Source organism: Candidatus Polarisedimenticolia bacterium, assembly GCA_036001465.1.
Lineage (GTDB): Bacteria > Acidobacteriota > Polarisedimenticolia > Gp22-AA2 > Gp22-AA2 > Gp22-AA3.
The window spans coordinates 55,491-75,071 of record DASYUH010000055.1; the positions used below are offsets into that span (position 1 = coordinate 55,491).

At 67.0% G+C, this 19,581-nt stretch carries 17 protein-coding genes; 3 read left to right on the plus strand and 14 right to left on the minus strand.

Features of this window, described 5'->3' with window-relative positions; all coding sequences use genetic code 11:
* Positions 1-25: 25 nt before the first annotated feature.
* From VGV60_11015 to VGV60_11050, 8 genes are all read right to left on the minus strand, one after another.
* Positions 26-2,035 (minus strand): response regulator, encoded by a 2,010-nt coding sequence (locus VGV60_11015; protein ID HEV8701790.1) that lies wholly within the window; start codon positions 2,033-2,035, stop codon positions 26-28.
* Complete coding sequence (gene cheB / locus VGV60_11020; protein HEV8701791.1) at positions 2,032-3,111, minus strand: chemotaxis-specific protein-glutamate methyltransferase CheB; 1,080 nt, start codon at positions 3,109-3,111, stop codon at positions 2,032-2,034. The genes VGV60_11015 and cheB overlap by 4 nt, the downstream gene beginning before the upstream one ends.
* A gap of 2 nt (positions 3,112-3,113) precedes the next feature.
* Positions 3,114-5,171, minus strand: coding sequence for a response regulator (locus tag VGV60_11025; GenBank protein ID HEV8701792.1), 2,058 nt, complete (start codon positions 5,169-5,171; stop codon positions 3,114-3,116).
* Position 5,172: 1 nt separating this feature from the next.
* Positions 5,173-6,645, minus strand: a complete 1,473-nt coding sequence (locus VGV60_11030) for a methyl-accepting chemotaxis protein (protein ID HEV8701793.1) — start codon at positions 6,643-6,645, stop codon at positions 5,173-5,175.
* Positions 6,646-6,647: 2 nt separating this feature from the next.
* Positions 6,648-7,217: a chemotaxis protein CheW gene (locus VGV60_11035; protein ID HEV8701794.1), complete on the minus strand. Its 570-nt coding sequence runs from the start codon at positions 7,215-7,217 to the stop codon at positions 6,648-6,650.
* A gap of 2 nt (positions 7,218-7,219) precedes the next feature.
* Positions 7,220-8,776: a CheR family methyltransferase gene (locus VGV60_11040; protein ID HEV8701795.1), complete on the minus strand. Its 1,557-nt coding sequence runs from the start codon at positions 8,774-8,776 to the stop codon at positions 7,220-7,222.
* Complete coding sequence (locus VGV60_11045) at positions 8,776-9,258, minus strand: chemotaxis protein CheW (protein ID HEV8701796.1); 483 nt, start codon at positions 9,256-9,258, stop codon at positions 8,776-8,778. Before VGV60_11045 ends, VGV60_11040 begins: the two co-directional genes overlap by 1 nt.
* 1,201 nt (positions 9,259-10,459) lie before the next feature.
* Positions 10,460-12,265 (minus strand): tetratricopeptide repeat protein, encoded by a 1,806-nt coding sequence (locus tag VGV60_11050; GenBank protein ID HEV8701797.1) that lies wholly within the window; start codon positions 12,263-12,265, stop codon positions 10,460-10,462.
* Positions 12,266-12,431: 166 nt separating this feature from the next.
* Here VGV60_11050 and VGV60_11055 point away from each other — a divergent pair, with 166 nt between their 5' ends.
* Entirely contained in the window at positions 12,432-13,682 is a 1,251-nt protein-coding gene (locus tag VGV60_11055) for a selenium-binding protein SBP56-related protein (GenBank protein HEV8701798.1), read from the plus strand.
* 695 nt (positions 13,683-14,377) lie between these two features.
* Here the strand turns inward: VGV60_11055 and VGV60_11060 are convergent.
* From VGV60_11060 to VGV60_11080, 5 genes are all read right to left on the minus strand, one after another.
* Entirely contained in the window at positions 14,378-15,151 is a 774-nt protein-coding gene (locus VGV60_11060) for a DUF899 domain-containing protein (protein HEV8701799.1), read from the minus strand.
* 94 nt (positions 15,152-15,245) lie between these two features.
* Positions 15,246-15,383, minus strand: a complete 138-nt coding sequence (locus VGV60_11065) for a hypothetical protein (GenBank protein ID HEV8701800.1) — start codon at positions 15,381-15,383, stop codon at positions 15,246-15,248.
* Between the two features lie 107 nt (positions 15,384-15,490).
* Positions 15,491-16,714, minus strand: a complete 1,224-nt coding sequence (locus tag VGV60_11070; protein ID HEV8701801.1) for a DUF6596 domain-containing protein — start codon at positions 16,712-16,714, stop codon at positions 15,491-15,493.
* Between the two features lie 5 nt (positions 16,715-16,719).
* Complete coding sequence (locus VGV60_11075) at positions 16,720-17,091, minus strand: YciI family protein (GenBank protein ID HEV8701802.1); 372 nt, start codon at positions 17,089-17,091, stop codon at positions 16,720-16,722.
* Between the two features lie 280 nt (positions 17,092-17,371).
* Entirely contained in the window at positions 17,372-17,923 is a 552-nt protein-coding gene (locus VGV60_11080; protein HEV8701803.1) for a hypothetical protein, read from the minus strand.
* A 175-nt stretch (positions 17,924-18,098) separates the two neighbouring features.
* On the opposite strand from VGV60_11080, the gene VGV60_11085 reads away from it, so the two are divergent.
* Together VGV60_11085 and VGV60_11090 are read left to right on the plus strand one after the other, a co-directional pair.
* On the plus strand, positions 18,099-18,311 hold the full coding sequence (locus VGV60_11085; protein HEV8701804.1) for an amidohydrolase family protein: 213 nt from the start codon (positions 18,099-18,101) through the stop codon (positions 18,309-18,311).
* 72 nt (positions 18,312-18,383) lie between these two features.
* Entirely contained in the window at positions 18,384-18,638 is a 255-nt protein-coding gene (locus VGV60_11090; GenBank protein HEV8701805.1) for a hypothetical protein, read from the plus strand.
* Between the two features lie 483 nt (positions 18,639-19,121).
* On the opposite strand, the gene VGV60_11095 is transcribed toward VGV60_11090, so the two are convergent.
* Entirely contained in the window at positions 19,122-19,436 is a 315-nt protein-coding gene (locus VGV60_11095; GenBank protein ID HEV8701806.1) for a transposase, read from the minus strand.
* Between the last annotated feature and the right edge of the window lie 145 nt (positions 19,437-19,581).

The window sequence follows — 19,581 nt, forward strand, 5'->3', positions numbered from 1 at the left end:
CAGGAGGCGGTCCAGAGCCTCGTCGTCAGCGCTGTTCTCGACCACCATGATCCACTTTTCGCCCATTGGACCCTCCATTTCTTACGGTGAAGAAGATGGTCGCGCCCCTGTCGGGAGCGCCAACGGCCCACACTCGGCCGCCGTGCCGGTCCACGATGCGCCGAACCGTGGCCAGGCCGATCCCGATGCCGGGGAACTCTTCCTGGTGGTGCAGGCGCTGGAACGCACCGAAGAGTTTGCCCGCGTATGACATGTCGAACCCCGCCCCGTTGTCGCGAACGAAGAAGGCTCTCTCGCTTGATTCCTCAGCGATCCCGAACTCGATCCTGGCGCGCTCCCGCTTGCCTGTGAACTTCCAGGCGTTCCCCAGCAGGTTCTGCAGCACCAGGCGGAGGAGGGCGGGGTCGCCCTCGGCTTTCGCGCCTTCGCTAATCACGCACTCGACCTGACGGTCGCTCTCGTGCTGACGGAGCTCGGCCACGATCTCGCGGGCGATAGAGCTTAGATCGACGCTCTGGTGACCGACATTTGCGCGCGTCAGGCGGGACAGATTCAGAAGTCCGTCGATGAGCTGGCTCATACGAGCACTGGCCTCGACGATTCGGTTAAGCGCGTCCCTGCCGCTGTCGCTCAGGTTATCGCGGCACTCCTCCATGAGGATGTGGCTGAAGCCTCCGATGCTGCGCAGTGGAGCGCGGAGGTCATGCGATACGGAGTAGGAAAACGCTTCCAGCTCCTTGTTCTTGCGTTCGACCTCCTCGAGGAGGACCGCTCGGGTCTCGGCGAGCGCCCGCGCCGCCCGCGCCTCGGCTGCCTCCATCTCCGTGCGCAGCAGCTGGTCGCGCATGCGCCGGTTCTCGTCCTCGAACTGGCGCCGCCGGATCTGGGCCCGCACCCTCGCTTTGAGGACCTGGAAGTCGCCCGATTTGGCGATGAAGTCGTCCGCACCGGCCGCCAGGCCCTCGATCATCGTCTGGCGATCCTCCACGGCCGTCAGCATGATGAGCGGAATGTCCCGAAGCGCCGTGGACGCCTTGATCCGACGGCAGGTCTCCTGTCCACCCAGGCCCGGCATGCGAAGGTCGAGCAGGATGCAGTCCACGGGCTGAACGGCGAGGTGCTGGAGCGCCGCTTCCCCTGAGGGCGCCAGGACGGTGTCGTAGCCCTCTCCCCGAAGCGTCGACGCCAGCTCCTGGAGGTAAGTCGGGCTGTCGTCAACGGCCAGGATCTTCTTGGGGCCGAGGAGACTCGCCGGCCCCGGCCCACAGGATTCCTGCCCGGCGTTGCGCAACACGGCGGCGAGCCGTGCGAGCATGACCGAGAGGTTTTCCTCCTTGCGGACGAACCCGTCGGCCCCGGCGTCGAGCGCCTGCAGCTCCATCTCCTGCGCCTCTGAAGCGGTCATGAGCAGGCAGGGGGTGCGCCTGAGAGCGGCGTCGAGGCGGAGGCGACGCACAACGGTGGCCCCGTCGATGCCTGGCAGTATGGCGTCCATCAGGATGGCGTTCGGCCTCGAGCCGCTGGCGATCAACAGGCCTTCCTCGCCGCTGGCGGCGACCGCGACCTCGTAACCCAGCGCTTCGAGGGCTTCCTTCAGCTGCCCGCGGACCGTCGGGCTGTCGTCGATAACCAGGACCGTCGCTTTCCCGGAACCGCCGGGAGCCTGTATCTGCCGCACAAGTTCTCTGGCTCTCGAGACCACATATCCGGCATCGTAGGGCTTTCCGATGTACTCGTCGGCGCCGCTCGAGAGGCCCCGGATCCGATCGCGCACCTCGGCTTCGGTCGAGAGAAGCAGGACGGGCGCCCCGGCGGCAGACGGAGAGGCCCGCACTTCCTGGAAGAACTCGATGCCGTCAGCGTCGGGCAGCAGGACGTCAAGAATGACGATGGCCACCCGTTCACGCGCCAGAATCTGGCGAGCCTCCCCGGCGCTTCCGCAGGGAAGGGGTCGGAAGCCTGCGGCTGAGAAGGCTTCGGCGAGATCCATCCGGACCGTGAGGCTGTCGTCGACGATGAGAACCGGGTCGTTCATTTCCGGAGCCCCGATTCGGGACGTACAAGCGATGCGAGAGCCGGTCCGATGTCACCCAGCGGAAGAACGTGCTGCGCCGCGCCCAGAAGCACCGCCTCTCTCGGCATGCCGTAGACGACCGATGTTGCCTCGTCCTGGGCGACGGTGTAACCACCGGCCCTCCGGATCGCGAGAAGGCCATCGGCGCCGTCCCTTCCCATCCCGGTCAGCAGGCATGCCGCACTCGCCTGGCCCCATTCCTTCGCCAGCGACGAGAACAGCACGTCTACGGAAGGTCGGCAGGAATGGCGCTCGGGGTCGGAGGTGAGAAAGAGCCTCTCCCCGCGCACGACAAGGTGCCGGTCTGGCGGGGCCATGACGACCCGACCCCGCGCGCCACCGAGAGGCTCGCCATCGCGCGCAAACGAGACGGGGTGAGAGGTCTGCCCGTCGAGCCATTCCGCGAACGCCGACCCGAACGGCTCTCCGATGTGAAGGACAAGGAGAACCGGCAGCGGGTAGACTGCGGGCAGGGCCCGCAGGATTTCGATAATGGCGGCCGGACCGCCCGTCGAGGCGCCCAACGCCACGGCGCGGGGCGAGGCTGCCGACGGGGGGACGTTTGGCGCCGGTGCGGCGATGCGCACCGGGGCCGAGCAACCCAAAGCCCCGAGGCGGGCGCGGGGATGCGTGATGACCCTGATCCTGGAGACGAGCCTGACCGTGGAAATCAATCGTTCCGCCCATTGTCCATCCGGCTCGGCGCCCGAAGGCTTCTCGAGCACCTCGACCGCCCCCGCCGCGAGCGCTTCGTAGGTCTTGAACAGCTCGCCGCGGTTGGTCGACGAGGACACGATCAGGATGGGTGTGGGGCAGTGGGCCATGATGTATTCGGTCGCAGCCAGGCCGCTCATCGCCGGCAGCATCATGTCGAGCGTCACGACGTCGGGCCGGAGGTCGCGGCAGAGTTCGATACCGCGCCGGCCATCTTCGGCCTCTCCCACGATCTCGATCCCTGGATCGGCCGCGAGCACCTCGCAGAGTCGCCGGCGAACGGTCAGCGAATCCTCGACGACGAGCACGCGGATCTTCGACACGGCTACCCCGCAAGCCTCCGGATCGTTTCGAGGAGGTGGGCTTGGTCGAACTCATTCTTGGTGATGTAGGCGCCCGCGCCAACCTCCCGGCCGCGCCTGAGGTCATCCGGAGCGCTGCGGGACGTCACGAGGATGGCGGGAACCTCGCGAAGCACCGGATCGGCGCGGGTGCGCTCGACGAACGCGAACCCGTCCATGCCGGGCATTTCCACATCGACGATGAAAATGCGGTACCGCTGGCGCCTGGCCTTGTCGAGGGCCTCCTCGCCCGAGACGGCGATCTCCACCTCGTACCCCGCGGATTCGAGGATGCTCTGCTCCAGCATGCGCGTCGTAAGCGAGTCGTCCACGACCAGAATAGGCAGACGGGGCGCAGCCTCGGGCGTCGCGACGGCACCCTCCTGAGGGAGCGAGGGCGAGCGCAGCCCTTCGGGATCGATCAGGATCTGCGGGGCCCCCTCGGCATCGAGCCAGACCCCGGCGACGAGCGGTGCGGCGGGAGCGAGTACAGGAAGGGGCCGGAGGATGACCGTCCTGGCTCCAAAGACCCGGTCGACGCCAAGCGCCGCCAGCGCCGTGCCGCAGTCCACCACGACCACCGAACAGGACCGGGCCTGAAGCGTCGGCCGGACGTCTGGAGCGAGCGACCGTGACAACAGAAAGAATGGAATGGTCTTGCCGTCGTGCAGGAACGAATTTCCCTGGGCCGTTTGTAGGATGTCCTCTGCTCGGACCCGGACCGTCCTCCGAACCGCGTCCAGCGGGATCGCCGCGGCCACGCCCGAGCAGTCCACGAGCAGCGCCTCCAGAGAGGACAGGGAGACCGGGACGATAAGCTCGAGGGTGGTCCCCCGGCCTGCTTCCGTGCGGAGGGCGACGTCGCCACCCAGCCGTGCAGCCGCCTCACGCACCACGTCGAGGCCAATTCCCCGGCCGGAGACCTCGGTCACCTCGCCCGAGGTGGTGAGCCCTCCCTTGAGCAGGATCTGGATCATCGCCTCCGGTGACGGCGGCGCCCCGTCCACGAGCAGTCCCCTGCTCTCGGCGACCCTACGAACAGCCTGGACGTCGATGCCGCGCCCATCATCCTGGCACTGAAAGACCACCCGCCGTCCGCGGCGCAGGACTTCGAGGACCACGCGCCCTGCGGGTGGCTTGCCCGCGCTCGTCCTCTCCGACTCTGGCTCGATCCCGTGAGCCACGGCGTTACGGACCGCCTGGATGAGCGCGCCCTGGATGCCTCCAAGGACGTGGGCGTCGAGACGGACGTCGCCTCCCCTGGGTTCGAAGCTCACCCGCTTCCCCAAGGCCTGGGCGGCGTCCCTGGCGGTCCGTTCGAGCGACGCGAACAGCACGCTGGCTGGAAGGAGACGCAATCGCTCTGCAGTGTCACGGACCTGACGCATTTCCCGCTCGACATGCTCGACGCCGCTCACCAGGGTCTGTTCCAACCTCGCGACGACCATCCGCAGATCCTCGGCGAGAGATCTGGTTTTGGGCGAAACGGAGGCATGACCCGGCCGGTTCGCGTCCGTCGCCCGGCGCGAGACGAGCTGCTCTCCCAACAGGTCGGCGAGATGGCGCGCTTGCTCGATCGCCTGAATGCCGCGCCGCATCGACCCGAGCTGCACGCTGGCGGCTGAGATCCCGTCGAGGAGAAAGTCCATCTCCGCGATATCCGTGCGGACGGTCTGGAGCGGTTCTTCCGACACCGTTCGCGACCGCACGGGCGATTCGACTCCGGCTGCCGCAGTGAGCTGGCCCACGCGTGCGCCGATGGAATCGATGAGCTTCAGGACAGCGTTGACCTGCTGAGGCTGGGCCTGCTGCGTGCTCTCGCGCAGGGGCGCGAGAGCGTCCTCGACGGCATGGGCCATTTCGGCGATATCGGGTAGACGTACCACGCGCGCCGCCCCCTTGAGGGTGTGGGCCATGCGGAGAAGCCGGGGGACGAGGCCGGCGGACGGGGGCCCCTTCTCCATCTCGAGGAGACCCTGCCCGAGCGTCTCCACAAGCTCGCGGGCCTCCACGCGAAAGTACTTATAGGGATCGTGTGCCATCCTAGGTGGTCGCTTGCGACTGAATCAGACGAAGGAGGTTGCGCGACAGGCCGGTCAGCTCCGAAGCGGTCTGAAACGTTTGACCCGAGCTGGCCTCCGTCTCCTTGGTCGCCTGTGCCACGTTCGAGATCGCAACGTTGACCTGCTCGACCGCCGTCGCCTGCTGCTTGGTGCTGAGCTCGATCTCGCGCGCGGCCTGTGTTGTCGTCGCGAGCAACGAAGCAATCTGCTGGAACACCGTTGTGACTTCCGCGAACTGCTTCGAGCCGTCCTCCACGACCTTGGAGCCGGTCTCTGTTGCCATGATAGTGGTGTTGACGGCACCGCGGACGTCCTCGATGAGCCCGCGGATCTCCTTCGCCGACCCCGCGACGCGGTCGGCGAGCTTGCGGATCTCGTCCGCCACGGTGGCGAAGCGCTTGCCGGCCTCGCCGGCCCCGGCGGCCTCGATCGTGGCGTTGACGGCGAGGATGTTCGTCTGCTCTGCCAGCTCCGAGACAATCTCCACGACCGAGCCGATCTGCTGTGATTTCTTGCCGAGGTCGAGCATGTGGTTCACGACGAGATCGACCTGTCGGCGGATGCCGGTGATCGACTCGTGCGTCCTGCCCACGGTACCTTCGCCCTTGTGCGCGCCGCCGGCGGCCTCTTCGGCGATGTGCGCCACATGCTGCGCGCTTTCGGCGATCTGGCGTGACGTCGCCAGAAGCTCGCTGATGGTCGTGGAGATCTCGCTCATCGCGGAAGCCTGCTCCTTGGCCCCGGTGGCCTGCTGATTGGCCGCTGCCTGCAGCTCCGCGGAGGAGCTCTGCACCTGTCCGACCGCGGTCCCGATCTGCCGTGCAAGTGATCTGGCCAGAAAGAACGCAACGGCTGTCGCCAGCAGGATCGCTCCGACGACCATCGCGATCACCAGGCTGGTAGCGAGCCTGGCCGTGCTGGTTGAAGCGCTCTTCGCCTCCTGAAGAAACTGCTGCTGGCTCTCGACGAACTGCTGCACCTGATGGTTCAGGGCCACCCGCTTCGGGGTCACCTGTTCCTCGAAGGAACGGGCGACCGTCTCTAACGTCGCCCCGGTTCCACGCTGGGAGATGAGCCGTTCTGCGGCCGCCTGATGGTCCGCCTCCGCCCGGTCGATCACATCGAGCTGGCGCCTGCCCTCCTCCGTGGCGACGGTCCGTTTCAGCCGGAGCATTTCATCGGCGAACGCGCTGCGCGCCAGGCGCACCTCCTCGAGGTACTGCTCCTTGGGCGTCAGAAGATAGCCGCGGAAGGCGGCTTGCTTCTCCACCACGGCGGCCTGCAGCTGTTCCGCTCCGATCAAGATCTGGGCGTTGATCTCGATCACGCGATCCTTGCTGCCCACGACGCTGTTTAGCGCATAGACCGCCACGATGCCGATCACGAACGTAATCGCGACGGTCGCCGCAAAGCTGAGGCCGATCTTCACTCCAAACGTCAGGCTTCGGGACATGGTCATCGCTCCTTCGACGGACCGCCCGGGCGGATCCGTCTCCTGATTGCGTCAACAATAGAGGAGATGTCGAGGACCGGGCGAGCCGACTCTCCGTGACGTGCTACGTCGCGCACATGCTGAGGCAGCATTCCGGACTGATCCGAGGCGGCCACCTGGGAGCTCGGAATGCGCAAGTATCCTTCGTACTCGTCGAAGGCGAGACCCAGGCAATCTCCCGACGCGGCAAGAACTGCCCAGCGCAGGTTGTCGTGCCGGGGATACCCGAGCAAGACGCGCAAGCTGTACACGGGGACGATGAGGCCGCGGAATCCGACGATCCCCAGGAACTCATGGCACGCGTTCGGCAACTTCACGGGCTTTCGGCCGGCCAGGAGACCGCTCACCTCGATTCTCCTGAGCGCGAATGGAGCGCCGGCGATCCGTACAACCAGGAAATCCTCGGATTGCGGAGCGTCGGTCTTGGGGGCCAGCGCGAACGATTCGTCGAAGTGTCGCCGCATGTCCGCTGCCCTGTCGTCGAGGCCTGGCGGATGCCCGCCTGCGCGGCTCCCGTCGCCGAGAGGTCGCACGTTCAAGGCGTACCTCCGCAGGCTCCAAGCTCGGAGCGGCACAACGATACGAGTGATTCGCGGCTGAACCCTCCGCCGAAGAGAAGCACCCGCGACGAGTCCTCGCGCTGGAACAGCAGGAAAGCCTGGCCAAGCTCGCGCCGCGCGGTCTCCGGCTCGCCCGCCCGGCGGGCGAGAAGCCCGAGATGCAGCCGGGGCATCGCGAAGCCCGGATCCAGATAGACCGCGACCTGGTCGTGTTCGATTGCGCCTTGCCGATCGCCGAGGCCTTCGCGACAGATGGCGAGCAGGTAGTGTGCGCCCGCGTTCATCTCATCGAACGCCAGGAGTTCGGCGCAGACCCTTTCCGCCCCGGAGAGGTCGCCGCTCTGTGTCAGGAGGACGGCTCGCAGGAGGAGAACGTCCGGATCACCGGCCGATTCCGGAGGAAGCGCGCCGACCAGGGCCAGGGCCTCGGCGAAGCGCTCCTTGCGGAGCAGTTCGAGCGAACGATCGAGGTCCCATCGAGGGGAGACCGCGGGCGTTCGATCGCTCCCCCGTTGAGCCGGGGCTCCCGGGGCGGCGCGGTTCTCGCTCAGCGTCTGGATTCGCCCCGCGGCGCGACGAATGGTATCCACCCACGAGTCCGCCGCCTCGACGACCGACACAAGAGGATCCTCGAGCGCGAGGAGCGCGCCGGGGGAAGAAGCGGGGCCAGTCCATGCCACAGTGGTGATGTCAGGCGGCGAGCATTCGGTGTCGCCCTGCTTGCGCTGGTAGTAGAACGTGCCGTGGGTGTGTCGCAAATGGAAGTCCTGCGAGAGTCCCCGTAGGTTCTCGGCGTGCCCGAGAAACAGGTACCCGCCCGGCACGAGAGCGCGCGACAGTCGGGTTACGATCGCTCTGGCCATCTCGGGAACGAAATACATCAGGACATTTCTGCAGAAGATGATGTCGAAGGTCTGGGGCAGCCAGAACGAGGGATCGTCCTCGATGAGGTTGCGCAGTTCGAACGTGACCATAGCGCGTATGCTCTGGTCCAGGTCGAACTCGCGCCCCTTCACGCGAAACCAGCGCTGCTGGAAGTCCGATGGCATCTCTCGAAGCGACCAGGCCGAATAGTGACCGCGTCGAGCTTTCGTGATCATGGCTTTGTTGATGTCCACGCCACGGATTGTGACGTCCCAGCCCGCAGCCTCAGGCAGGTGCTGGCGGACCATGGCCGCCAGCGAATAGGCTTCCTCACCCGAGGCGCAGCCTGCGGAGAGGAGTTGCAGCGAGCGCCGCGCCCGCTGTGCACGCATACGATCCGGGAGTGCGACTTCGATCAGGGCCCGGAACTGATCCATGTTACGGAGGAAGTATGTCTCCGTAACCGTGAGCTCCTCCGCCAGCGCACCGATCTCCTCCCGGGAGTTCTGTGCCGCCGTGAGCCTATCCAGGTACACCTCCGATGGAATACCGCTCGCGTCGATGCGGCGCTTGAAAACTTCGGCCAGGAGGCCGAGCTTCGTGTCGTCGAAATAGAGGCCGAAACGGTCGGCCACGATGGCACGGAATCGCTCGACGTCGAGGGACATCACACCAGCGGACACAAGGTGTCTCCCTCGCCGGCGAGCGATTTCCAGGCCCAGTCGGGAACGATTCGAGAGTCTTGCAATACGATCAGGAGGTGCGCGTCGAGCCCGCCTACGAGCGCGATCACCCTGGACTTCGCCCGGTGCAGGAGCGGCGGCAGAGTCTCCAACGAGACCGATGAGAGCGCGCGGAATCCGACGATCTCCTCGACGGCCAGAGCCACCCGGCGGTCTCCCGTCCTGAGGCTGATGAAACGAGTGGCCTGTCCACCGGTTGGAAGGCCGAGGAGCGCTCCAACGTCCACCACGGGGATTGTGGCGCCCCGGATGACGGACAGGCCGAGCACGAAGGGCGGCATGCCGCCGAGGGCCTTGATCGGCAGCGGGCGCATCGTCTCGACGACGTGCGACAGGGGGAGGGCGCACACGATCGTGCGCGCGCGACAGAGAAGCGACCGGTCCTCCCGGTTGACCTGATGGTTCAACGCCCGTCTCCCAGGGACTGGACGGATCGTGCCTAATCGAGGGCCTCTACTGCCTCGAGGCCATCGTGCAGGTCCTGGCTTCGGGCCTCCTGGAGCCAGACCCCTTGCGATCCGCGCCAAACCCATGGCGTCGGCTTCCACGAACCCAACGATCCAGGGTTAGGCTTATGTCGCAGAGGAGCTCAACCACTGGAGTCGGACCACACTCTCCGCCCACCCCGAGGACCGCGAGAGACACATCATCCTGGAGCAGCCCGTTCTCTCGCCTGCCCTATGTGAGCAACATAGGCAAAGAGCGCCAAATGTCCAGGGGTCGATTTCAAAAACGAGTTCCGCCGTCAGACCGCCGAAATACTGCGGATGTGGCCGTTCTGGGCAGGAGTCACAGCGTATTCGAATGCTGACGGACAGCTTGTCGCGTGTGAGGCCGTGCAGGCTTTGCGCCGTCGATGCTTGCGGGTCGTACGTGCGGCGATGCGCCACTGTGGTGCTTGCCGCTGTTTGCCTCCGGGCGTGGCATCGGGTTACAGGCGGCGCCACACCAAAGTACCTTGCCACACGTCGGCCCATTCGGAATCGACACAGCGGCTGGAAGCTGGACACGAGAACCCGGCCAGCCATGGACTCCGCGGCCATTGCGCCTTCGGCATGCTCATGATCTTGGAGACCCAGATTGACACCTCACCTTCGGCGCCGCTCCCGTCTCCTTTCAAAGGGTGCCGGGGGCCCGAGACACACTATTAAAGACGTTTCGATCCAAACGATTGGACGGGTTCATCCTGCCGCGGGAGGCCTGGAGGGTTGCTGCCTGAGTCTCACGGCCCCGCAGCGGGCGCCCATACCAGACTGTGGTTCAGCAGTCACGACCCCGGCCAAGGTCCGGATGGAGGCGCACCAGATAGACGACCTGCCGCCCTCCGAGAGAGGCTTTATCTCCACCAATTCATCTTCCTATTTGAACGACGAATTTCGGGGAGGTGGACACCCGGCCCGGAATGGACCGGATGCGCCACGAAGGTGTCCTTCTTGGTCGCGGTATAGGGGAAGTCGTGGGTTGGCGGCAGCAGCCCGTCCGGGCGCGCGCCGCCCGCGGCGGATCCCGGGCGTGGTCTGACAATTGTCACATTCGCCCACTCGCGAGGGCGAGCAGGCCGTAGAGGAACGCGTACTTTGGGCAGTCGGTGACGCAACCCGAAGGACCTCATGTGTGGATGAGAGGTACTCCCACGCGCCGGGCGAGGGCCCGGAAGCGGGGATCGGAGCGCAGCGGGTCGAGGCGGGGATCGACGCTCAGGTAGATAAGCCAGGCGGCGCGCTCGGCGGCGGCGCGTTCGAGCCACGCGAGGGCCCGCGCGCGCTGTCGAAGCCCCGCGTGGACTACGGCGTAGTCGTAGGGCGAGACGTAGCGTGACCTGGCCATGGCGTCCAGCTGGCCGAGAACGGCGCGGGCCTCGCGCGACCGGCCGGCCGCCGCCAGGGCGTGGCCGAGTGCCGCCAGGGCCTCCGGGTTGTCGCGCGCCAGATTGGTCGCTTCCCGGAGCTCGGCGATCGCCTCGTCGAACCGGCCCAGCCGCTCCAGCGTGCGGCCGGCCTCGATGCGCGCGCGCAGGAAGCGCCCGTCCATCTCCAGGGTCCGCCGGTACTGCGCGAGCGCCTCCTCGTAGCGGCGGTCGAAATAGAGCAACTCCCCGACGTCCTTGTTGATGCTCAGAGAGATCGGATCGAGCGCCAGGGCCCGCGCCATGGCCGCGTGCGCGGTCTCGATCCGACCCGTGAAGGCGAGGTAGAACGCGTACCACTCATGCGCGACAGGGTAGTTGGGCGCGAGGTCGAGCGCCCGCTCGAAGGCCTTCGCGGCCCCGGCCCAGTCGAAGAGATGCATGGCGATGTGGGCGCGCGAGGCGTGCGCCTCGCCCAGGTCCGGGTTCAGCTCGAGCGCCCGGGAGACCGTGAGCGCGGCCCGCTCGAACGCCGCGCGCGGCGGCGTGGTCGCGATCCCGACGTCGCCGAGGAACGCGTAGGCGTCCGCCAGCCCGACGTACGCCTCCGCGCAGCCAGGATCCAGCCGCACCGCCTCCTTGAACTCCCTGATACTTCGATCGGTGTCCTTCGCGGTCCGCTTGTTCCAGAAGAACCGTCCCCGCAGGCAGGCCTTGTAGGCCTCGGGGTGGACCATTCCGGGCCCGCCCGGCGCGGCCTTCCCCTCAGGGGCCAGTCTCCGCAGGATCGGCCCGGCGATCGCGCGGGCGATGTCGGCCTGCAGCGCGAGCACGTCTCGCAGCGGCCGATCGTAGACGTCCGCCCACAGATGGGTCTGATCGGACGCGCGGATCAGCTGCGCGCTGACCCGGACGCTCTCCCGGGTGGCGCGCACGCTCCCCTCGAGGAGGTACTGGACGCCCAGCTCGGAGGCAATTTCGGCGACGCTCCGCGTCACGCCCCTGTATCGCATCGCCGAGGTCCGGGCGATCACGCCCATCCTGCGCGGGTCCAGGCGCCCCAGGCGGGTGATCATCTCCTCGGTCAGGCCGTCGCTGAAGTAGTCCTGCGCGGGATCGCCGCTCAGGTTCTCGAACGGGAGGACCACGAGCATGACGCGGTCGCGTGCCGCGCGCGGATCGGCGGGCCGGGCGGCGTCTCGCGGGAAAGCTGGCCGCGGCGCCGCGGCCTCCTCCTCGACCGTCGCGATGAACCGGTACCCGCGGCGGGGGAGCGTCTCGACGTAGCGGGGAGCCTCGGCGTCGTCGCCGAGCGCGGCGCGGATTTTCCGCACGCAGAAGTTGAGCGCCTGGTCGAACTCCACGAACGTGTCGCGGCCCCAGACCTGCTGCCGCAACTCCTCGCGCGTCACCAGATCGCCGGGTCGGCCGGCCAGGAGCGCCAGGATCCTCGCGGGCTGGGGAGGCAGGCGGACGGTCGTCCCGTCCCTGGTGAGCTCCGCCGTCCTGGGGTCGAGGGCGAACGGCCCGAACCGCAGCCTCCGCCTCGTCGCTGAATCGCGATTCAAATCATCTGCTCCTGAAATCGGCCGTTGGCGCGGATTATACTGCCGCGCCGCCGCTCATCGAAACCTCAGCGAACGCTCATCGTCCGCCCATTGGCGCGAACCCGTCCCGGGGCGTACACAGTAGGCGCACCGTGGGCAGGCCACGGAGCGTGGCAAAGGAGGCGTCATGCGTCAGACACGAGCGTTCTTCGTCGCCGTTTCCGTTCTCGTGACCGTCGTCCTGTCGGGTGTGGCCGTCTGGTCGGGCTCCGGAGCTGGCCGCGGGCAAGACAGGAACAGATACCTCTACATCTGGGCCGGAGACCAGGCGCGCGCCACCGCGGACTTCCTGGCGGTCGTGGATTTCGACGAGCGCTCGCCGGGCTACGGCACGCTGCTCCGGACGGTGCCGCTGCCAGGACCGGACAGCGCCGGCAACGAGCCGCACCACGTCGGCCTGTCGAGCGACGGCAGGGTCCTTGCCGCCGGCGGCCTCCTCAGTGTCCTCAAGGGACAGAAGGAGGTCTTCTTCTTCGACCTCTCGGACCCGGCCTCGCCGAAGTTCCTGGAGGCGGCCGATCCGCCTCTCTCAGCGATCACCGACGAGTTCTACCCGCTGCCCGGGGGAGGGTTCCTCGTGACCATGATGGGGGGCGCCGACGGCGGCCACCCGGGACGCGTCGCCGAGTTCGACAGGCACCTGAAACTGATCGCCGAGCACCCGGCCCAGCCGCCCGATGACGGGTTCAATCCGCACGGCATCTCGGTGCGCCCCGAAGCCAATCTCATGGTCACGAGCGATTTCATCTGTCCCTCGACGACCTTGCACGCGGTTCCCGGGGACCCCGTCCTCCGGGGTGGCGTGCGGGTGTGGGACTTCCGGGCGCGACGGATCGTCCGATCGATCCCGATCCCTGGGGCCGGCGGCACCATCGACGTGCGGCTCATCCCGCGCGACCGGCGGATGCGCGCCTACACCGCGGGCATGGCGGGCGACACGCTCTACCTCGTCGAGACCGCCGCCGGAACGGCGAAGCCCGTCTTCGATTTCTCCTCCATCGCCCCGGGCGGCTGGCCGCAACTGATGCGGATGACCGCCGACGGCCGACGGCTCTTCATCTCGATGCATCTGGCCGGGAAGGTCGTGATGTTCGATACCACCGACCCGGAGGTTCCGAAGGTGCTGAAGGTCCTCGATCTCGGGCCGGGCTCGGGACCCCACTACATCGCCCTCACGGGCGACGAGGGCCGCCTGGTGATCACCGACTATTTCCTGAACGAGGACGGTGCCGGGAAGGTGCACGCGGAGGGCGACCACAAGGTCCACGTGGCGCGGGTCCTCGACAGGGACCTCGTGCTCGACGATCGGTTCCTTCTCGACATGAACTCCGTGTCGCCCGCCGGCCCGGCGCGCCCTCACGGCGTCGCGTTCCGCTGATGTTCGCACAGGGCGGTTTCGTAGAAGTGGTACAGGTACATCGGGCCGGCAAGGCAAGTCACGTCTCCAGCTACGGGCGCGAAGTCGCCGGCCTCTCCATGAGGCCCGACTGGAGAAGAGGCCACCACGGACGCCTAAGCCGAGTCCGAGCAACTCGTCGGGGTCCAGACTATGGTGTTCGGCGTTCCCGTCGTCGCGCAGCGGTTCCTGGCTTGGGGAGGGTGCCAGAGGTGGGAGTCGAACCCACATGACCCGGAGGGTCAAGGGATTTTAAGGTCACGGGAAAAAGGCAGCGAACACAGGACTTGGCTGATTCGTTGCCTTTTCCCGTGTCCGAGGAGTCCGAGGAGCGTCGTAGAGACCGAGGATTATGGACACCCGGATGGACATCTGAGTCGGCTCTCGATGACGGCTGAAGGCCGAGTTGGTTCGCCGGAATCGCAGTGGCATGTTCCGCTCCCCGGTAGCCGGATAATATCGAGGCAGTCAAGCACCCCGGCCGTGGACCGCGACTCGGCGCAGGAACAGCTCGAAGGTGTCGGTCGTGACGATCGGCGGGTCGCGGCAAGCGCCGCACGGACCGATCCCCTCACGCCCGACTCCACCAGAGGAGCGACAGCCGCGCCACCCCAACCACGGCGCCGGCCGAGAGCACGGCGCCGTGGTTCACGAAGTTCTCGGGCTACCGATCTGGCTCAGGGCTTGCCGTACTCGTCGTGGCGGCGCCACCAGATGCCCGTCTCGTTCCGCCCCTTGGGTGCGCGGTCGAGCCACTGGTACATGCCCCAGAGGCCGTCCACTCCGCGCGCATAGGTGGAATAGGCGTGGTAGACAACACCGTCCTCCAGCGCGAACGCGCTCATGCCCGGCCGCTCGCGCGTGTAGGTGGCCTGGTCGGTTCCGGTCATCGCCGCGATCTCGGCGACGGGCCCCTCGCCGCCGGTCTCCTGCGGACGCCACTGCCACGCCTCCTCGCGCCGGTAGTTGTACTCGATGCCCTCCTTGCTCTGCTGCTCCTGGGTGAACCCGACGCTGAAGTCGAAGTTGAAGTCGCTGCCGAACGAGGACGCCCAGGGAAACGTCCACCCCATCCGCCGCTTGTACGTCTGCAGATTCGCGAGCGGCGCCCGCGACACCGCCGTCAGCATGACGTCGTGGTTGGCCAGGTGGACGGCGAAACCGTCGAACCCGTCCGCGATCGTGGAGCAGGACGGACACCCCGCCTTGTAGTCGGGCCCGAACATGAAGTGGTAGACGAGGAGCTGCGAGCGCCCTCTGAAGAGGTCTCTGAGCGTGGCGCTCCCCTCGTCGGTCTTGAATCGGTACTCCTTGTCGATCCGGACCCACGGCAGCTCTTGCCGTCGCCGTGCCAGCTCGTCACTGCGCCGCGTCAGCTCCTTCTCCGCCCCGAGCAGATCGAGGCGGGCCGCGAGCCACTCTTCACGTGTTCCGGTCTTGTGCATGGTCATCGATCTTCTCTCCTTTATGTGACTGCACCAGAGACATCACTCAATGTCGGCCGCGCTCCGTTGGCGCGAAAGCCGCGAACTGGCGCTCGACCTCCTATCCGTTTGCGTGCTGGTGACTGGCGGCGGTAGCGGCCTTGGTCCGCACCTTCGTCACGAACAGGGTCATCAGGCCGCCCGCCGAGCCCGCCCCGGCGGCGATCAGCGTCACGGTGGTCAGACAGGCTGGACACATGGGCTCCTCCTCGGGCCGGGAGTTCTCGTTCTGTTCCGGCCTCTGCCCCCATGACGTGCGGGCGGGACTGATTTCGACAGAGTGGACGGCGGAGCAACCGGGAGATGTCAGGGTTGGTCGCGGCGGGCGAGCAGGAACTTCCGGACGGCTTCGTCCTCGGTCAGGCCGATGGCCCGGTCGAAGGCCCGGGCGGCCGGGGCCAGGCGGCCCAGGCGCTGGAGGAGATGTGCGCGCACGGCCCAGTAGGGTTGATAGGCGACGACGGCGTGTCCCTCGAGCGTGTCGAGCATCGACAGGCCGGCCTCGGCTCCCAGCGTTTCCGCCACGGCCGCGGCCTGCCCGACGCGGACCCCGAGGGTCGGGGCCAGGCGGACGAGCTGCTCGTAGAACGTCACGATCGCGCTCCAGTCGGTCCGGCCGCTCCGCGCCCGATCGCAGTGGACGGATTGGATGGCCGCCTCGAGCTGGAATCGACCGATCCGGCCCATCCCCGCCGCGGACGCCAGCTCCGATTCCGCCTCCCCGATCGTCGCGATCGACCAGCTTGCGGGATCCTGCTCGGAGAGAGGAACGTAAGCACCGCCCGGCGTGCGTCGGGCGTTTTGCCTGGCGTCGCAGAAGAGCATGAGGGCGAAGAGCCCCCGGGCCTCCGGCTCCTTGGGCATCCGCTGCCGCAGCACGCGGGCGAGCCAGACCGCCTCGTTCACCAGATCCCGTCCGCGAGGATCGGCGCCGACGGCTTCGTCCCACCCAAGACCGTAGGCGGCATAGACGGCTTCGAGCACCGCGGTAAGTCGCGCCGGCCAGTCGCGCTCCAGGGGAATCTCGAAGGGAATCCCCGCCTCGCGGATCTTTTTCTTGGCACGCGATAATCGCTGCCCCATGGCGGGCGGCTGTACGAGAAAGGCCTGAGCGATCCGCGCCGCGTCCAGTCCGAGCACGGTCTGCAGCATGAGCGGTGTATGCAGGGCATGGTCGATCGCGGGATGCGCGCAGACGAAGAAGAGCTTCAGCCGCTCGTCGGGCCACTCGTCGGCCGAGCCGGTCCCGCCCGAACCTTTGAGGAGGAGTTCGAGCGCCTCGGCATGTTCCTCCCGGACGCGCGCATGCCGGGCGTGGTCGACCAGCCGGTTGCGGGCAGAAGTGAGCAGCCAGGCCTCGGGGCTTTTCGGTACGCCGTCCCGCGGCCACGTGTTCAGCGCCGATAGGAGGGCATCCCCGAGGGCGTCCTCCGCACCGGCCACGTCCCGCGTGCGGGAGGAGAGATAGGCGAGCAGGCGGCCGTACGAGGAGCGAGCCACTTCCTCGATGGTCCGCCGCGCCTCCTGCATCGAAATCAGGGCTTCACGACGTATTCGAGGTAGGCGACGTCTATCGGCCGGACCTCGAGAGCGCCAGTCGCGGCGGCGGGACAGCGCGCCGCCCAGTCCAACGCCGCGTCGAGGGAGGGCAATTCCAGGATCATGAACCCTCCCAGTTGTTCCTTCGCCTCGGCGATGGGACCGTCCTGGACCTGCCGCTTGCCGTTTCTCAGGCGAACCGTCGTGGCGATGCCGGCTTCGCGGAGCGGCGCGCCGTCCACGTAGACTCCTGCCTCGATCAGCGCCTTGTGGTAGCTCTTCCACGCCGCTACGTACGGCTCGCCCGCGGTGTGGTTGCGGGCCTCCACGTTGGCGGGCGTCTCGTAGACCAGCATCACGTATTTCATCTTCGACCTCCTAAGCGGGCCTTCCGGTGGCACACATTTCATCCCCACTCAAATGAATGACGGCCGACCCGTCGCGATTTCGACAGGTGACTAGGATACCCCGAGCCCGGGATGCGGCACCTCTGCCCCGCTACGGTCTGGAGGCCAGCTGCCTAAGTTTTCCTGAGTGGCTGGAACCGTTGGTGCCGGGGGCCCGAGACGCACTATTACAGATACTCAAGTCCGAGAGGTCGGACTGTTTCGGCTTTCCGGCGGTCTTTGCGGGGTCAGCGTCGACGGATCACTGGGACGTGCCTCCCGGTCGCATCCGGACCTGTCCGCGGCCGTCCACGACGTCGAATGTGAAGCGGAGGTCGAGGTAGGACCGGACGGGCGTATCCTGCGTCACCACGTCGACATCGGGCCTGCCGTCATGGTTGATGTCCTCGCCGCCCACGAAGGATCGGATGATTGCGGGCTTATAGCTCCAGCCCCGCAGGGCTTCCTCGACCGCGGCCCTGAATACCAGAGCAGTCGATCCGGCCTCATACGGGGCTACCGGACTATCGAGGACGCCGAGCACATTCCCCTGCTCGCCGATGACGATCCGGATCACGACGACGACCGGATGCATGCCATCCGCCAAAGCGACCGCCGGAAATGCAGGAAGGGGCGTCTCGAGCGGAACGGGCGCCAGAAAGAGCTGCCTTCCTCCAGCGAGCGGCGGAGTCTTCGCGGCGGGGTCCGGCAGAGTCTCGACCTCAACCCTGCCCGCGACGCCCGGGTCGACGGCCAAGTCGGGCGGGCGATTCCTCGCGGCGCAGCCGAGGCCGTGGACCAGCAGGGCCATCATAAGAAGAGCCGACCGACTGGAGGTGCGGCCGGACTCCTTTATCCGCGTCGTTTTCATGACAAAACGGGCACAATAGCTCAACGCATAGTCGAACCAAGGTGTATCTTACGCCCGACAAGGCCTGTTCCGTCAAGGTGCCTCCGGCTGTCAGCGCTGGTTCGAGGCGGGCGCGCCGCTGCCGCTCATCCTGCGAGCCGCGACACTCGACAACGCCGTGGCCTTCGGCCTGGCCGGGCAGATTGGGTCGATCGAGCCCGGCAAGCGGGCCGACCTCCTGCTCCTCGACGCCGATCCCCTCGCGACCATCGCGGCGTACGACGCCATCGAGACGGTGTTCGTGGACGGCGAGCCGATCGCGCGGGGAGCTCTCATGGACGGGCAACCTTGAAGCCGTCCCCGATGGGGCCCTTGACCGAGCGCTTGCCCTACGCTATTGTCGGAGCAAAGGAGGAAAAGCATCATGACGAAGAGAATGCTCGCCGTGCTGCCCCTGCTTTGCGTGCTGATGGTTGGGATGGGCGGGAGTGGAACCGCACCGATGTCGGCCGCGCCGATGACCCCGTCGGTGTCGTCGCCGACCACGCAGGCGATGAGCGAACCGCCGGTGCAGGATCCGGGATTCGGTGCCTGCCGCTGGTATTGCGGATCGAGGTCGTACGCGACCCAGGCCCAGTGCCAGGCGAACTGCAGTTCCGAGTGCGATCAGATCTGCTGAGCCGGGTTCGAGTGAGAAGGGCAGCCTTTCCGGGCTGGCCCCAGGGAATGAGGCTCGCGGGATCGCCGGGCGATCCCGCGAACCTCCGCTTGGCCTTTCGAAGCTGAAAATTGAAAGCGTGCGGCGGCCGGGCGGGCTGAGGCCCAGGCGAGTGACTTCGTCATCCGCGTCCCCGCCCGGACCCGGAACGTTCTACGAGCTGCCGGTAACGTCTTTAATGGTGGTGCCGGGGGTCCGAGTCGAACTGATATGGAACGACCTCCCGTCAAGACGACGGGCTGAGAGCTTCACGGTGATGAACCTCCTCTGCCGGAACGCCGGGAGGCGCAGGCGGCGGACAAGGCAGGGCGCTTCGACGACGAGTCACTCTGATATTCGCGGATTACGCCAGTCGCCCGGCGCAGGGCCGCATGACCGTGCTCCGTCGGGAGAGAACGCTGTTACGGCACATCGTCGCCGCGTGAAACACCGCCTGGTTCACCTTCACGAACCCGAAGGCTTCCGCCCGCTCGTGTCGGCCTCCCGCGCGAACCAGGCCGCGGCTTTTTTTAGAATCTCCCGCTCTTCACGCAGCGTTCGGTTCTCCCGGTGCAGCCGATTCAACTCCTCCCGCTCGGCCGTGGTCAACCCGTCGGCCCGGCGGCCCTCGTCCAAGTCAGCCTGCCGGACCCAGTTCCGGATCGACGGGGCCGACACCTCGTACTGCCGAGACAGCGACTCCGGAGTCCTGCCGGCGCGGACCAACTCGACAAGCCGCCGACGGTACTCAGGTGGATACGCTCGGTGTGCTTTCGCCATCGTGGACTCCTTCCTCCCAAAGGATCAAGTGTCCACAAAAGCGGGTCAACTCCAGGTCATCACGTCGTCTCCTTTTGAAAGAGTAGACACTCTCACCAACAACATCATGACTGGCCTACCGTTATAGCCCCCCGGGGCGACCCCG

Excerpts from the sequence above, each read along its gene's own strand:
- VGV60_11070 (HEV8701801.1), bottom strand. The coding sequence starts at position 16,714 with ATGCAGGAGGCGCGGCGGACCATCGAGGAAGTGGCTCGCTCCTCGTAC.
- VGV60_11075 (HEV8701802.1), bottom strand. The coding sequence starts at position 17,091 with ATGAAATACGTGATGCTGGTCTACGAGACGCCCGCCAACGTGGAGGCC.
- VGV60_11030 (HEV8701793.1), bottom strand. The coding sequence starts at position 6,645 with ATGTCCCGAAGCCTGACGTTTGGAGTGAAGATCGGCCTCAGCTTTGCG.
- VGV60_11040 (HEV8701795.1), bottom strand. The coding sequence starts at position 8,776 with ATGTCCCTCGACGTCGAGCGATTCCGTGCCATCGTGGCCGACCGTTTC.
- VGV60_11055 (HEV8701798.1), top strand. The coding sequence starts at position 12,432 with ATGCGTCAGACACGAGCGTTCTTCGTCGCCGTTTCCGTTCTCGTGACC.
- VGV60_11060 (HEV8701799.1), bottom strand. The coding sequence starts at position 15,151 with ATGACCATGCACAAGACCGGAACACGTGAAGAGTGGCTCGCGGCCCGC.
- VGV60_11015 (HEV8701790.1), bottom strand. The coding sequence starts at position 2,035 with ATGAACGACCCGGTTCTCATCGTCGACGACAGCCTCACGGTCCGGATG.
- VGV60_11080 (HEV8701803.1), bottom strand. The coding sequence starts at position 17,923 with ATGATGGCCCTGCTGGTCCACGGCCTCGGCTGCGCCGCGAGGAATCGC.
- VGV60_11025 (HEV8701792.1), bottom strand. The coding sequence starts at position 5,171 with ATGGCACACGATCCCTATAAGTACTTTCGCGTGGAGGCCCGCGAGCTT.
- VGV60_11065 (HEV8701800.1), bottom strand. The coding sequence starts at position 15,383 with ATGTGTCCAGCCTGTCTGACCACCGTGACGCTGATCGCCGCCGGGGCG.
- VGV60_11090 (HEV8701805.1), top strand. The coding sequence starts at position 18,384 with ATGACGAAGAGAATGCTCGCCGTGCTGCCCCTGCTTTGCGTGCTGATG.
- VGV60_11095 (HEV8701806.1), bottom strand. The coding sequence starts at position 19,436 with ATGGCGAAAGCACACCGAGCGTATCCACCTGAGTACCGTCGGCGGCTT.